This window comes from Streptomyces sp. NBC_01716 (assembly GCF_036248275.1).
In the GTDB taxonomy this organism is placed as follows: domain Bacteria; phylum Actinomycetota; class Actinomycetes; order Streptomycetales; family Streptomycetaceae; genus Streptomyces.
In genome coordinates this window covers 7,043,816-7,057,078 of record NZ_CP109181.1, presented here as the reverse complement: position 1 = coordinate 7,057,078, position 13,263 = coordinate 7,043,816, and the positions used below count along the sequence as shown (strand labels likewise).

The 13,263-nt window shown below is 71.7% G+C and carries 13 protein-coding genes; 9 read left to right on the top strand and 4 right to left on the bottom strand.

Features of this window, described 5'->3' with window-relative positions; all coding sequences use genetic code 11:
* Positions 1-94: 94 nt before the first annotated feature.
* A complete protein-coding gene (locus tag OIE74_RS31075; protein ID WP_443076284.1) occupies positions 95-760 on the bottom strand; it encodes a TetR family transcriptional regulator in 666 nt (221 codons plus the stop codon).
* A 294-nt stretch (positions 761-1,054) separates the two neighbouring features.
* Here OIE74_RS31075 and hmgA point away from each other — a divergent pair, with 294 nt between their 5' ends.
* From hmgA to OIE74_RS31060, 3 genes are all read left to right on the top strand, one after another.
* On the top strand, positions 1,055-2,404 hold the full coding sequence (gene hmgA, locus OIE74_RS31070) for a homogentisate 1,2-dioxygenase (RefSeq protein WP_329389514.1): 1,350 nt from the start codon (positions 1,055-1,057) through the stop codon (positions 2,402-2,404).
* 57 nt (positions 2,405-2,461) lie between these two features.
* Positions 2,462-3,211: a GntR family transcriptional regulator gene (locus OIE74_RS31065; protein ID WP_329389512.1), complete on the top strand. Its 750-nt coding sequence runs from the start codon at positions 2,462-2,464 to the stop codon at positions 3,209-3,211.
* Positions 3,212-3,320: 109 nt separating this feature from the next.
* Positions 3,321-4,514 (top strand): type ISP restriction/modification enzyme, encoded by a 1,194-nt coding sequence (locus OIE74_RS31060; RefSeq protein WP_329389510.1) that lies wholly within the window; start codon positions 3,321-3,323, stop codon positions 4,512-4,514.
* A 30-nt stretch (positions 4,515-4,544) separates the two neighbouring features.
* Here OIE74_RS31060 and OIE74_RS31055 read toward each other — a convergent pair whose 3' ends face one another.
* Positions 4,545-5,258 carry a TetR/AcrR family transcriptional regulator gene (locus OIE74_RS31055; protein ID WP_329389507.1) on the bottom strand — a complete coding sequence of 238 codons (714 nt, stop codon included), beginning with the start codon at positions 5,256-5,258 and terminating at the stop codon, positions 4,545-4,547.
* 76 nt (positions 5,259-5,334) lie between these two features.
* Here OIE74_RS31055 and OIE74_RS31050 point away from each other — a divergent pair, with 76 nt between their 5' ends.
* A complete protein-coding gene (locus OIE74_RS31050) occupies positions 5,335-6,360 on the top strand; it encodes an ATP-binding cassette domain-containing protein (protein WP_329389505.1) in 1,026 nt (341 codons plus the stop codon).
* Complete coding sequence (locus OIE74_RS31045) at positions 6,357-7,139, top strand: ABC transporter permease (protein ID WP_329389503.1); 783 nt, start codon at positions 6,357-6,359, stop codon at positions 7,137-7,139. The genes OIE74_RS31050 and OIE74_RS31045 overlap by 4 nt, the downstream gene beginning before the upstream one ends.
* 235 nt (positions 7,140-7,374) lie before the next feature.
* Here OIE74_RS31045 and OIE74_RS31040 read toward each other — a convergent pair whose 3' ends face one another.
* Together OIE74_RS31040 and OIE74_RS31035 are read right to left on the bottom strand one after the other, a co-directional pair.
* A complete protein-coding gene (locus OIE74_RS31040; protein ID WP_329389501.1) occupies positions 7,375-7,635 on the bottom strand; it encodes a hypothetical protein in 261 nt (86 codons plus the stop codon).
* A 268-nt stretch (positions 7,636-7,903) separates the two neighbouring features.
* Positions 7,904-8,707, bottom strand: coding sequence for an SGNH/GDSL hydrolase family protein (locus OIE74_RS31035; protein WP_329389499.1), 804 nt, complete (start codon positions 8,705-8,707; stop codon positions 7,904-7,906).
* A gap of 554 nt (positions 8,708-9,261) precedes the next feature.
* On the opposite strand from OIE74_RS31035, the gene OIE74_RS31030 reads away from it, so the two are divergent.
* The 4 genes from OIE74_RS31030 (at position 9,262) to OIE74_RS31015 (ending at position 13,198) form a co-directional block, all read left to right on the top strand.
* The gene (locus OIE74_RS31030; RefSeq protein WP_329392514.1) at positions 9,262-10,110 is read left to right on the top strand and encodes a glycosyltransferase family 2 protein; all 849 of its coding nucleotides are present in this window, start codon (positions 9,262-9,264) and stop codon (positions 10,108-10,110) included.
* Entirely contained in the window at positions 10,107-11,177 is a 1,071-nt protein-coding gene (locus OIE74_RS31025; protein ID WP_329389497.1) for a glycosyltransferase family 2 protein, read from the top strand. Before OIE74_RS31030 ends, OIE74_RS31025 begins: the two co-directional genes overlap by 4 nt.
* An 8-nt stretch (positions 11,178-11,185) precedes the next feature.
* The gene (locus tag OIE74_RS31020) at positions 11,186-12,019 is read left to right on the top strand and encodes a polysaccharide deacetylase family protein (protein ID WP_329392513.1); all 834 of its coding nucleotides are present in this window, start codon (positions 11,186-11,188) and stop codon (positions 12,017-12,019) included.
* Positions 12,020-12,088: 69 nt separating this feature from the next.
* A complete protein-coding gene (locus tag OIE74_RS31015; protein WP_329389495.1) occupies positions 12,089-13,198 on the top strand; it encodes a DUF5925 domain-containing protein in 1,110 nt (369 codons plus the stop codon).
* Positions 13,199-13,263 lie beyond the last annotated feature (65 nt).

Below are 13,263 nucleotides of genomic sequence, written 5' to 3'. Positions count from 1 at the left end.
CGACGCGCGGGCCGCTTGAGCATACCGAGCGGTACGGACAAAGGAAGGGGATGGCCGGTTCCGTACGCCGGGGCCCCGCAAGGCCCGCCGAACGTCAGCCCAGCGTGCGCGCCAGATACGCGCGGACCAGCTCACGCGTCTCCACGATGATGTCCGGATCGCCCGACGCGTCGTCACGGAAGGCGAGTTGGAACAGCGCGTCCGCCGCCTCGACGGCGACCAGGACCATCCGGCGCGGTACGGCGTCCGGGGAGCGGCCGAGCTGCGCGGCGAGCAGGGCGGTGAGGCGGTCCGCGACCCGGTGGTTGGCGTCGGGCACCGGCTCGCCGTCGGCGGTCCGCGCGGCGGGCGGACCGGGCGGCCCCGCCGGGACCCTGGTGCCGAAGTCGACCAGCCCGAAGCCGGGCACCGTGCGCTTCATGGCGAGGTACTCATCCAGCACCGCGTCCAGCGCGGCCTGCCAGTCGGCGGCCGGGATCGTGGCGAGCCGGCGCTCGACGCGGTCGGCGTAGCTGTCCAGATTGCGCCGGGCGAGCGCGTCGGTCATGGCGCGCTTGTTCCCGAAGAAGCGGTACACCGAGCCGATGGGCACGCCCGCGCGGGTGGCGACGGCGCGGGTGGACAGCTCCTCGTAGCCGGTCTCGTCCAGCAGTTCGGCGCAGGCGTCGAGGATCCGGGCGAGCCGCACCGCGCTGCGCTGCTGCACGGGGACCCTGCGGAGGCCCTCGTGGGTGTCGGCGCCGACTCCGTACACGGGCAAGGCCCACCCTTCGGCGAGATACGTGGTGACGGACGCGTACGACCGCGCCCCTTGGAGTCTCCCTCGCGGAGGGCCGCTGTTCGAGACGGCGCGACCGTACTTCTGTTCACCCCTGCCGCGCGCCGCCTTTCTTCGCCCGGCCGCCTGTTTCGGCCAACGCGGCCTGCCCCGTTGACGCACGACCGGCGGAATCCTACGGTGTTGCATAGGATTGATGGATCCGGGCGGACGCGGCAGACAGCGGACAGGCGCACGCGGACGCTGCCATACCCGAAGAGCGACACGGGAGCGACGATGAGCGGCATCGAGCAGGCCAGGAAGACGGCCGAGAGCCTGGCCTACGCCACGGGCTTCGGCAACGAGCACAGCTCGGAGGCCGTCGCGGGCGCCCTGCCCGTCGGACGCAACTCGCCGCAGAGAGCGCCGCTCGGCCTGTACGCCGAGCAGTTGAGCGGCAGCGCGTTCACCGAGCCCCGCGCGCACAACCGCCGCTCCTGGCTCTACCGGATCCGCCCGTCGGCCGCGCACCCGCCGTTCACCCGGACCGGCAACGGCACGCTGCGCGGCGCCCCGTTCACCGATTCCGTGCCCGACCCCAACCGGCTGCGCTGGAACCCGCTGCCGGCGCCCGCGCCCGGCACGGACTTCCTGGCGGGCCTCTGGACGCTCGGCGGCAACGGGGACGCCGCGCGGCGCACGGGCATGGCCGTGCACCTGTACCACGCCAACTCCCCCATGACCGACCGGGTGTTCAGCGACTCCGACGGCGAGCTGCTGATCGTCCCCGAGCACGGCGGACTGCTGATCGTCACGGAGTTCGGCCTGCTGGCCGCCCGCCCCGGCGACATCGCGCTGATCCCGCGCGGCGTGCGTTTCCGGGTCGAGCTGCTGGACGAGACGGCGCGCGGATACGTCTGCGAGAACTACGGCCGTCCGTTCGTCCTCCCCGATCTCGGCCCGATCGGCGCCAACGGGCTGGCGAACGCACGGGACTTCCTCTCCCCCGTCGCCGCCTACGAGGACGTCGAGCGCCCGACCGAGGTGATCAACAAGTTCTGCGGGAACCTGTGGACCGCGACGTACGACCACTCCCCGCTCGATGTCGTCGCCTGGCACGGCAACCACCTGCCGTACGTCTACGATCTGCGCCGTTTCAATGTGATCGGCACGATCAGCTACGACCACCCGGATCCGTCGATCTTCACGGTGCTGACCTCGCCGTCCGACACCCCGGGACTGGCGGGCGTCGACTTCGTGGTCTTCGCGCCGCGCTGGCTGGTCGGCGAGAACACCTTCCGGCCGCCGTACTTCCACCGCAATGTGATGAGCGAGTACATGGGGCTGATCGAGGGCGCGTACGACGCCAAGGCGGAAGGCTTCGTCCCCGGCGGCGGCTCGCTGCACAACATGATGTCGGCGCACGGGCCCGACCGGGAGACGTTCGACCGGGCCAGCGGCGCCGAGCTGAGGCCGCAGCGGATCGACGACGGGCTCGCCTTCATGTTCGAGACGCGCTGGCCGGTGACCGCCACCGCCCAGGCGGCGACGGCCGGACATCGTCAGACGGGTTACGACAAGGTGTGGCAGGGTCTGGAGCGCCACTTCAGGCCCACGCCCGGACCGGCCCCCACCGACAGACCCTGACCCGGCCGGACCGACCTGGACCGGTCCCGGACCGACCCGCCCGACTCGGAGCCCGCCGTGACCGCCTTCGCACCCGATTCGCTGGTCCTCAACCGCAAACTGCCGCTCTGGTATCAGGTCTCGCAGTCGCTGCGTGCCTCCATACTCGGCCGGCGCCCGCACGATCCGCTGCGCCTTCCCACGGAGGAGCAGTTGGCGGAGCACTACGGCGTCAGTGTGCTGACGATGCGTCAGGCCCTCAAGGAGCTGGAGCAGGAGGGCCTGATCAGCCGGCACCGGCGGCGCGGCACGTTCATCGAGCCGGGCGCGCGGCGCGGTGCGCCCCGCCGGCTGCTGGGCTCCGTCGACGCGGTGGTGGCACAGCAGTCGGGCGATCGGACGACGGTGATCGGCCACGGCCGGGAACCGGTGCCCGGCGAACTGGCCGAGTACTTCCCCGGTGTCGATGAGGTGGCCCTCTACCGGCGGCTGCGCCGGGACGGCGAGAGCGGCGAGCCGGTCAACTGGGCGGAGAACGCTGTCCGTACGGAGATCGCGGACCGGCTCGATCCCGGCGATCTGGAGCGCTGGCCGATGACCAAGGTGCTGCGCGACGTGCTGGGGGTGCGCATCGGCCGGATCACGGACACGGTGGAGGCCACGCTCGCCGACCCGGCCACGGCCGGTCTGCTCCAAGTGCCGCTGCTCAGCCCGATCCTGCACTACACGGGTGTCACGTGCGACGCGGACGGCCGGGTGGTGGACGTGGCCAGGATCCGCTACCGGGGCGACCGCTTCTCCTTCTCGGTGACCATGGAGACGGACTGACCCGGACCTCGGCCGGGTTCCGCCCCGACCGGTGGGCAGGCCCGCCGTCGGACCCGGTCGGTACGCTTTCGCCGACGGCACGTACCGGACCGGGGAGGGGTGTGCCCGTATGACGGCCCCGCTGCTGAGCGACCTCATGCCGTGGTCGGCGGCGCCGCTGCGGCTCGGCCGCGGCTGGATCCTGGCGCCCGACGCCGCGTCGCTCACCGCGCGCTGGGACACGCTGATACGGGCCACGGGCGCCGAGCGCGAGGCGCTGTTCCGGCCGACCCGGTCCCGTACGCCGCACAGCGCGGTCGCCGCGCTGCCGGGACAGCTCACCGGCACGGGGAGGTTCGCACGGGAGTCCGGGCGGTGCCCGGAGCCGTTGCGGGTGGGGCACGGACCGTTCGACGAGCGCTATCTGATCCCCGACCACCGGCTGATCGACGCGGCCAGGCCGGAGCTGTGGCGGGTCGCCGACGGGCGTCAGCTCTTCGCGGTGGAGCAGGGGTTCGTCCCCGGCGCCAAGGGGCCGGCGCTGCTGGTGAGCGCCCTGCTGCCGGACGGGCGCTCGCCCGCCGGGCGGCCGGGCCGGATCCGGCCGCTCTACCGGCGGCCGGGCGGCGTCGAACCCAATGTGACGCCCGGCCTCCTGGCGTCGCTGAGCGGGCGCCTGGGAATCGAGGTCACACCGGGGCGGTTGCTCGACTGGGCGGTCGCGGCTGCCCGGCCCTCGCCGCGCGGCTGCGTGGTGCCGCTGACCACCGACCCGGACCTGTGGACCACCGGTGTGGAGCTCGGCGCTCTGCTGACCGGCGTCCAACTGCGCGGCGCCCGGGGCGGGGAGCGCCGCCGGCTGCCCGGCGGCCGGCGCCCGTACGTACGCGCCGCGATCCCCGCCCGCCCCACGACGATCGGTTACGACTCCGAGGACGAGACGCTCCACCTGGGTGACGGCCGGATCTCACCCGTGCCGGCGGAGGCGTGGGACTTCCAGGTGGGCGGCGTACGGATGATCGAGCTGTGGTTCGAGCGCCGCGCCGAGCCACCTGAGCCCGGCACCCTGGAGGCGATCGGTCCGCGTGCCTGGCCGCAGGGGTGGACCTCGGAGCTTCTCGATCTGATCACGGTGCTGGCGCTGCTCGCCGGACTGCGGCCCCGGCAGCGGGAGTTGGGCGAGGCGCTGGAGGCGGGTCCGGTGATCGGCACCGACGAGTTGCGGGCCGCGGGGGTGCTCCCCGTACCGGACACCGCCCGGCGGCCCGCCTCCGTGCTAGACCACCACGAGGAGGGCCCGGAGGGGCAGTTCGCCCTCATCTGATCGGACGGCCGCACCCTCACCGACGGGGTGTCAGTCGCTCCCGAACGCGTCCAGCACCCGGTTCAGCGCCCGGTCGAAGTAGGCCTCCATGTCGACGGGTCCCGAGTCCTCCGCGAAGGCCGCCGCCATCCGGGGGTACTGCCCGGAGGAGATCTGCTGGAAGAGATAGGCCATCCGGATCTCGTGCTCCCGCTCGGCCGACCAGGGCAGTGACCGGGTGCGCTCGGCGGTCTGGATCTCGTTGGCGACGTACGTGGTGACGATGCCGTTCACCATGGCCACCAGTTCCATCTTCCGGCCGTACGGCAGGTCGAGCGGGTCCAGGCACCAGAGGCTGAACTCAAGGAACTTCATCGCGTTCGGGCTGAAGCCGTACGTCGCCGACATCAGGCGCGACATCCACGGATGGCGCCGCATCATCGCCCGAGCGCGGTGGGCCAGGGCCGTCAGATCGGCCCGCCAGTCGCCGGTGGGCCGCTCGGGCAGTTCGTACTCGGCGGCGACCACGTCGGCCATCAGCTCGTACAGGTCCTCCTTGCGCGGCACGTAGTTGTAGAGCGACATCGTGCCGCAGCCCAGCTCGGCGGCCACACGGCGCATCGAGACGGCTTCCATGCCGTCGGCGTCCGCGATCCGTACGGCGACGGCCGCGATCTCGGCGCGGGTGTACGCGGGCCTGGGGCCACGGGCCGCGCGCTCGGGACGCGACCAGATCACTTCGGGTTCAGCAGGTCTCCCCGCCATCGGTCATCACCTCGTCCGCCATTCTCCCTCAGCGCCCAGTTACGTACGGCGTACGTAGTGAGCTACGATGAGCCGCATGGATACTACGTACGCCGTACTTAGTGAAGGTCTGAAGAAGCGGTTCGGTGACGTCCACGCCCTGCGCGGGCTGGATCTCGCCGTCGCCCGGGGCACCGTCTGCGGGGTGCTGGGACCGAACGGCGCGGGCAAGACCACCGCCGTACGCGTCCTCACCACGCTCAGCGCACCCGACGGCGGATCCGCCCGCGTCGCCGGGCACGACATCGTCAAGGAGCCGGCCGCGGTACGCCTTGCGATCGGCGTCGCCGGCCAGTACGCCTCCGTGGACAGCGAGTTGACCGGCCGGGAGAATCTCCGGCTCTTCGCGAGACTGCTCCGGCTGCGGGGAGCGGCCGGCCGGGCCCGCGCCGACGAGCTGCTGGAGCGGTTCGACCTCACCGAAGCGGCCGACCGGGCGGCCCGTACCTACTCCGGCGGTATGCGCCGCCGCCTCGACCTGGCGTCCAGCCTGCTCACCAGGCCCCAGGTGCTCTTCCTCGACGAGCCGACGACCGGTCTCGACCCGCAGAGCCGCGGGCGGATCTGGACGGCGGTACGCGAACTGGCCGACGAGGGCACGACCGTCCTGCTGACCACGCAGTATCTGGAGGAGGCCGACCGGCTGGCCGACGACATCGTGCTGATCGACCACGGCCGGGCCGCGCACCGGGGCACCCCCGCGGAGCTCAAGTCCCTCATCGGGTCGTACGCGGAGGTCGTGCTGGCCGGTGACGCCCCGCGGCCGGCGTTCGTCGCGGCGGCGGGCGTGCTCGACCAACTGACCGGCGCCGAGCCGGTGATCGACCGGGAGCGCCGGACGGTGGGGGCCGTGGCGGCGGGCGGCACGCTCACCCTCCCCCGGATCGTCCGCGAACTGGACGCCGCCGGGGTGCCGGTGGTCGACGCCGCCCTGCGCCCGCCGACACTCGACGAGGTGTTCCTGCGCCTGACCGGCGGCGCGGGGGCGACCGAGGCCGCCGGCCGGACGGGCCGGACGGTGCGACCCGCGTCCCGTACGACCACCGAGGAGAGTGCCGCATGAGCACCGTCGCCTACGACAGCACCGCCGTCCTCGGCCGCCATCTGCGGCGGATCAGACACTCCCCCGGCGTGGTCGTCCTCACCCAGACCATGCCGATCACGATGCTGCTGTTCTTCGGGTTCGTCTTCGGCAGCGCGCTCGCGACACCGGGCCAGGAGTACCGCGCCTTCCTGGTGCCTGGGCTGCTGGCGGCCACGGCGGCCGGAGGCATCATGACCGGCATGTTCCAGTCCTCCCAGGACGTCCAGCGCGGGGTGATGGACCGGTTCCGTACGATGCCGATGAGCCGGGTCGCCGTACCGCTGGGCCAGACCGCGGCGGATCTGCTCACCACAGCGATCGGCATGGTCCCGCTCGTACTGGTCGGTCTCGCGGTGGGCTGGCGGATCGAGGGCGGCGCGCCCGGCGCGCTCGGGGCCTTCGGTCTGCTGCTGCTCTTCCGCTTCGCGACCAACTGGGTCGGCGCGTATCTCGGACTGCTCATCCGCAACGAGGAGATCGCAGGACAGCTGGGCAGCGTCACCTTCGTCCTGCCGCTGCTCTCGAACGCGTACATCCCCACCGACGGCCTGCCCGGCTGGCTCCGCACCGTCGCCGAGTGGAACCCGATCAGCGCGGTGGCGGCGGCCGTACGCGATCTGTGCGGCAACGCGTCGCCGAGCGCCGACGCGGCCTGGCCTTCGGCCAATCCGGTACTGGGTGCCCTGCTCTGGGGTCTGGTGATCCTGGCGGTGTTCGTACCGCTGACGGTCCGCGCCTACACGCGAAGCGGCGAATAGCCGCCCGCCGCACCGCTGTTACGCCTCTGTCCCCTCGCCTCCCCTGTCGCTGCAGCCGGTTCACGTGCCGGGTGGTGACGCGGCGGCACCTCTGGGGGAATCCCGGCGCTCGGCGAACACACCGACGCACCGCCGCGGGCCCTGGGAGTGACGGGCGAGCGGAGAGCGGCGCTGCGTCGGGACGACGTGATCGCCCGAGCGTGCTCCGGGGGTCGGCGACCGCCGACCGGCTGGGTCAGTGGCGGCTGCCGAAGAGGGACCGTCGCAGCCGCCTCAGCGGTGCGAACAGGGAGACACGCGCGCTCTTGCTCCTGCGGGTCCGTACCTCGTCGCGCGAGGTCAGCTCCCGCATGAGGCTCGTCGCCTCGGCCGTCTCGCGCTGCGGGACGGCAGGGCCGCCGAGCACCGACAGATGACGGTCGAGCCGTGAACTGGTCGCGCTGCTCCCACATGTGATGGCAGGGACTCGCGCCCTGCTGTGCACTATCTGATCCATGTCACTCCCCACCCGTACGAGGGCACCCGGCTCGGGCAGGTTAACCCTATCGCCCCCGTGGGACACACGTGTATCCCGCCTCAGGGATTGACAACACCCGTTGGGGGATGGCAGTTCGCCCGGTGAATCCATTGCATTCCAGGGCGAGTTGGACAATCGACCTGCGAAGAGTTCGATGAGATCGAAGGTCGATTCCCGTCCGCCCGCCCCAGGTGGGCGGACGGACAGGCTTCTCACCGGTGGTCAGTTCGTACGATCCGCGATTGGGTCAGACGGCCGAGGAGAAGGCCGGCAGATAACCACCCGACTGGCCCTGGGCGGTGGGGTGGTACGACTCGCCGATCGGAAAACTGACGCTGTGCAGCCAGGACGCCGACGAGCAGATCTCATGACCGGTGAAGGGGCCGGTGACGTCCGCGAAGCTGTAGCCGTGGTCGGCGGCACGCTTGGCGAGCAGGTCGTTCAGGTGGTCGGCGGCCCCGTTGATCGCGGCGCGCTCGGTCTCGGTCATGCCCACCAGGCAGGAGCCGTTGAGCTTGTAGAAGCGCGGGTAGCCGATCACGACGACCTTGGCGGCGGGGGCCTTGGCGCTGATCGCGTTGTAGACCGAGTCGAGCTGGCCGGGCAGCGTGTTGGTGACGTAGCTGCGGGCCTGGTTCACGCGCGCCACGCAACTGGCCTCGGACTGGAGGACACAGGTGGTCATGACGTCGGCGAAGCCGGCGTCGTTGCCGCCGACGGTGATGCTGACGAGGTCGGTCCCGGAGTTGACGGGGCCGAGCTGACTGCCGGTCACGTCACCCGTACGAGCGCCCGAGCAGGCGGTGAAGGCGAACGACGAGGGTGAGTTGGCCGCGGCCCAGAGGGACGGGTAGGCCTTGCTGCTGCGCTTGCAGTCGCCGCTGCCGCTGTCGTACGAACCGGACCCCAGTCCGGATGAGTAGGAGTCACCGAGGGCGACGTAGTCGAGTGCCGCGTTCTCGGCCGCCTGGGCCTGGCCGGCCCCGGTGAGGGCGAGGACCGCGCCGAGCAGGAGCGTGGACGTCAGGGCGGCGAATCTGGACAGCTTCATGAAACCTCCATTGAGCAGGATCTCTGCCTCAACGTTCGTACCAGGGACGGGACTTGACCGTAAGTGTCCATGCCAAGTCAATCTGGTGAGAACTTACTGATGGACGCGCGTATACCGAGCGAACCGGCAGGAAGCGGATCGCCGGGCGGTTGGACCGAGTAAATCCGAACACGGATGTTCCGGAAGCCGATGCCGAAGTGATGCCAAATCGCAAATAGGCACGGTCATATCGCAGCACTTGCCATACAGTCCTAAGTATCAATACCTTCGGACATCCACCCGCATCGGACCGTGATGGAGAGCGACTTCAGGGGAGGGCTCGGACGTCGCGACGGCTCCCGGCGTGGGCGCGGTAGGGGGGTGCCGCGCGGTTCTCGCTTTCTCGACTCACCCGGCAGCAAGGGCTCAACGCTGCCGCGTACAGGGTGAGAACCCCCCTTTCGAACCGGCACATCATCCGGACCGCCCGGGGGCGGGCGGTCCACCGGTGGAGAGGGAAAGATCCCGTGAGCTCAATCCTGCGCCCGACGACCTCGGGCGAAGACCCGTTAGGTATGCCGTTCTCCGGTGACGACCTGGACGAACGAGTACTCGAAGGCCGGTTCCGGCCGGTCTCCTCGTATCTCGCGATCGCGCCGCCGGTGAGCGTGGTGATCCCCGCGATGAACGAGGCGGAGAATCTGCCGTACGTGTTCAAGACACTGCCCGACTGGATCCATGAAGTCGTCCTCGTGGACGGGAACTCGACCGACGGCACGGTCGGCGTCGCACGGGAGTTGTGGCCCGGCATCAAGGTCGTGGAACAGCGCGGCAAGGGCAAGGGTGACGCCCTGATCAGCGGCTTCGCCGCGTGCACGGGCGACATCATCGTGATGATCGACGCGGACGGCTCGGCCGACGGCCAGGAGATCGTCAGCTATGTGTCGGCCCTGGTCTCGGGCGCCGACTTCGCCAAGGGGTCGCGGTTCGCCAACGGCGGCGGCACGGACGACATGACACCGATCCGCAAGCTCGGCAACGCCGTACTCTGCTCGGTCGTGAACGCCAAGTTCGGCGCCCGCTACACCGACCTCTGCTACGGCTACAACGCCTTCTGGCGGCACTGCCTGGACCGGATCACGCTCGACTGCACCGGGTTCGAGGTCGAGACCCTGATGAACATCCGGGTCGTCAAGGCCGGTCTGAAGGTGCAGGAGATCCCGAGCCACGAGTACGACCGGATCCATGGCGTGAGCAATCTCCGGGCCGTACGCGACGGGCTGCGGGTGCTGAAGGTCATCCTCCGGGAGAAGGGCGTCCCGAGGTCGGCGCGGCGCAAGCCGCGATCCGTCCGGACGGCGCTCCCGCTCTCCGTCCGTCCGGGCCTCCCGGGGCCCATGATCGGGCGGGGGGAGGTGTCTTGATCGACCGTCAGCTCCACCGTTCCTTCTCCGTGGTCGTCTGCGCGTACACGGAGGAACGCTGGGAGGACATTCTCGCCGCGGTCGCCTCCGTACGGAGTCAGTCGATGCCGGCCACGGAGACGCTGCTCGTGGTCGACCACAACGAGACGCTGCGGACGCGGCTTCGCGCGGAGTACGCCGGGGCGCCGGCGGCGGACGGCGGGGAGGTGCGGGTGCTCGCCAACGCGGGCCCCCGCGGGCTCTCCGCCGGACGTAACACCGGAATCGCCGCCGCGCGGGGGGAGTTCGTGGCCTTCCTGGACGACGACGCCGTGGCCGAGCACGACTGGCTGCGGTATCTCGCCGCGGGTTTCGGCGACGCGCGGGTGATGGCGGTCGGCGGCAGGACGCTGCCCGCCTGGGCGTCCGGGAGCCGGCCCGTCTGGTTCCCGGAGGAGTTCGACTGGGTCGTCGGCTGTACGTACCGGGGGCTGCCGCCCGGCAAGGTGCGGGTCCGCAACATCCTGGGCGGCAACGCCTCGTTCCGCCGTACGGCTTTCGACGCGGCGGGCGGCTTCGCGACCGGCATCGGGCGGGACGGCGACAAGCGTCCGCTGGGCTGCGAGGAGACGGAGCTGTGCATCAGGCTCGGTGAGGCCCTGCCGCACGCGGTCCTGCTGATCGACGACCGCGCGGTGATCCACCACAAGGTCCCCGAATCGCGCATGGGGTTCAAGTACTTCCGCACCCGCGCCTACGCCGAAGGGCTCTCGAAGGCGCTGGTCGCCCGAAGTGTGGGCGCGGGCAAGGGACTTGAGTCCGAGCGGCGCTATGCCACCCGGGTGCTGCCCGCGGGGGTGGCACGCGGGCTGCGGGACGCCGTACGGGGCCGGGGGCGCGGCGGCGCGGGGCGGGCCGGGGCGATCGTGGCGGGGGTGCTGACGACGGCGGCCGGTTTTGTGGTGGGCAGTGCCCGGACGCGCCGGGGCGCGGTCACGTTCTCGTCCGGCCCGATCAGCCCGGTGGCCCCCTCGGCTTCGTCAACTCCGGCTTCGGCGCGGGAGAGTCCACGGGGAGCCGTCGTATGAGCATGGGCATGGGGGACGGCGCACCACCATGCCCGGGGCCGGGATCGGGATCGGAGTTGCCCGTGCCGATCCTGATGTACCACGCGATCGCGCACCGGCCGGCCCCGTCGGTGCGCGCCCTGTCGGTGTCGCCCGACGCGTTCGCCGAGCAGCTCTCGCTGCTCGGCGAGCAGGGGTTCACCCCGCTGACGACGGCGGCGCTGGCCGCCGCGTGGCGGGGGGACGGGCGGCTGCCCGAGCGGCCGGTGCTGATCACGTTCGACGACGGCTACGAGGGCGTGCACCGGTACGCCCTGCCCGCCCTGGCGCGGCACGGCTTCGCGGCCACCCTGTTCGTCTCCACGGGGTGGCTGCGCGGCCCGTACGACGAGGGCGGCGCCCTCGACACGATGCTCGACTGGGACCAGGTGCGCCAACTGGCCGCCGCCGGGGTGGAGATCGGCGGCCACAGCCATACACACCCGCAGCTGGACCAGCTCGGCGACGCGCGCCTTCGCCACGAGGCGGCGCGCTGCCGGGAGATCGTCGCCGCCGAACTGGGCGCCGCGCCGGTCTCGTTCGCGTATCCGTACGGCTACTCCACCCGCCGGGTGCGGCGCGCCGTGCGGGCGGCCGGGTTCGAGCAGTCGCTGGCCGTGGGCAACGGGCCGGCCCGCCGGCGGCAGGGCCCGTACGCCCTGGAACGGGTCACGGTGCGGCGCTCCACGGAGATCGGGGAGTTCGGGCGGCTGGTCGACGGCCGGTCCGTCGGCCGCCTCTTCGCCGGCGACCGGGCGCTGACGAAGGCGTACGCGGTGGTACGCGCGGCCCGCCGGGCCGCGCGGGCGGTCGGCGTCGGCTGACCGGACGAGCGGGCGCCGCCGGGGCAAAACACCGTGCGTCGGCGGCGCCCGTGCCGGATCATGGGCGACATGTCTGCCAAGCCTCAGGACGCCCTGCCGATCCGGCTGAACGTCGACGACAGCGACTCACCGTCGGATGTCGTCGACGCGCTCTTTCTCGGCCGTTTCGCGACGGGCGAGCAGCCGCACTCGCACAGTTCGTCGATCGACCGCGTCAAGTCCGGTGTCTCCCTGCTGCCGCCGGGCGCCACCGTGCTGCGCTCGGCGCGCGACGACGACCGCAGTGCCACGCTGGCCGAGGGCGACGGCTGGACGCTGCTCGTCTCCCGCTGGAACCGGGGCGCGGACGTGACGGTGACCGCGACCAGCTCCGAACTCGCCGAGAAGGTGCACCGCCAGGCGACGGACGGGGCGCAGGACGAGCCCGAGCCGGTGCCCGAGAACGTGACCATGGGGTTCTGGTACGTGTCGCCGCGCCGCGGCCCGCACCGCACGACCCGGCAGATCGCGGCCGGTACGTGGGACGAGGTCAGGGACAACTACACGGCTCCGGTGGCCGACGCGATGGACCGGCTGATGAAGGTGACCCCGGACGACATCGCGGGACGGCTGCTCCTGCTGCACGGCCCGCCCGGCACCGGGAAGACCTCGGCGCTGCGGACGCTGGCCCGGTCCTGGCGTGACTGGTGCCAGGTCGACTGCGTCCTGGACCCGGAGCGGCTCTTCAACGACGTCGGCTATCTGATGGACATCGCGATCGGCGAGGACGAGGGCTCGTCCAAGGGCCGCTGGCGGCTGCTGCTCCTGGAGGACTGCGACGAGCTGATCCGGGGCGAGGCCAAGCACACGGCGGGCCAGGCGCTCTCCCGGCTGCTGAATCTCACCGACGGGCTGCTCGGCCAGGGCCGTAACGTCCTGGTGGGCGTGACGACCAACGAGGACCTGGAACGGCTCCACCCGGCGGTCGTCAGGCCCGGCCGCTGTCTGGCCCGGATCGAGGTCGGCTCGCTGACCCGCCCGGAGGCGGAGCGCTGGCTGAGCCGGGAGGAGGGCGACTGGGAGGGGGCGGTGGGCCGGGAGGGCGCGACGCTGGCCGAACTGTTCGCACTGCGCCGGGGCGGCGGCCCGACGTCGGTCCCGGGCCAGTCGAAGGGCGCGGACGCGGGGCTGTACCTGTAGTTGGCCCGCTGCTACCAGCCGGCCGCCCGCCCCCACCCGGCGTACCTTTTGCGTCATTTGTCCAG

Bases quoted from the DNA above. Each gene is read 5' to 3' on its own strand.
- OIE74_RS31045 (WP_329389503.1), top strand. From the start codon at position 6,357: ATGAGCACCGTCGCCTACGACAGCACCGCCGTCCTCGGCCGCCATCTG.
- OIE74_RS31040 (WP_329389501.1), bottom strand. From the start codon at position 7,635: ATGGATCAGATAGTGCACAGCAGGGCGCGAGTCCCTGCCATCACATGT.
- OIE74_RS31050 (WP_329389505.1), top strand. From the start codon at position 5,335: ATGGATACTACGTACGCCGTACTTAGTGAAGGTCTGAAGAAGCGGTTC.
- OIE74_RS31020 (WP_329392513.1), top strand. From the start codon at position 11,186: ATGGGGGACGGCGCACCACCATGCCCGGGGCCGGGATCGGGATCGGAG.
- hmgA (WP_329389514.1), top strand. From the start codon at position 1,055: ATGAGCGGCATCGAGCAGGCCAGGAAGACGGCCGAGAGCCTGGCCTAC.
- OIE74_RS31015 (WP_329389495.1), top strand. From the start codon at position 12,089: ATGTCTGCCAAGCCTCAGGACGCCCTGCCGATCCGGCTGAACGTCGAC.
- OIE74_RS31055 (WP_329389507.1), bottom strand. From the start codon at position 5,258: ATGGCGGGGAGACCTGCTGAACCCGAAGTGATCTGGTCGCGTCCCGAG.
- OIE74_RS31030 (WP_329392514.1), top strand. From the start codon at position 9,262: ATGCCGTTCTCCGGTGACGACCTGGACGAACGAGTACTCGAAGGCCGG.
- OIE74_RS31060 (WP_329389510.1), top strand. From the start codon at position 3,321: ATGACGGCCCCGCTGCTGAGCGACCTCATGCCGTGGTCGGCGGCGCCG.
- OIE74_RS31035 (WP_329389499.1), bottom strand. From the start codon at position 8,707: ATGAAGCTGTCCAGATTCGCCGCCCTGACGTCCACGCTCCTGCTCGGC.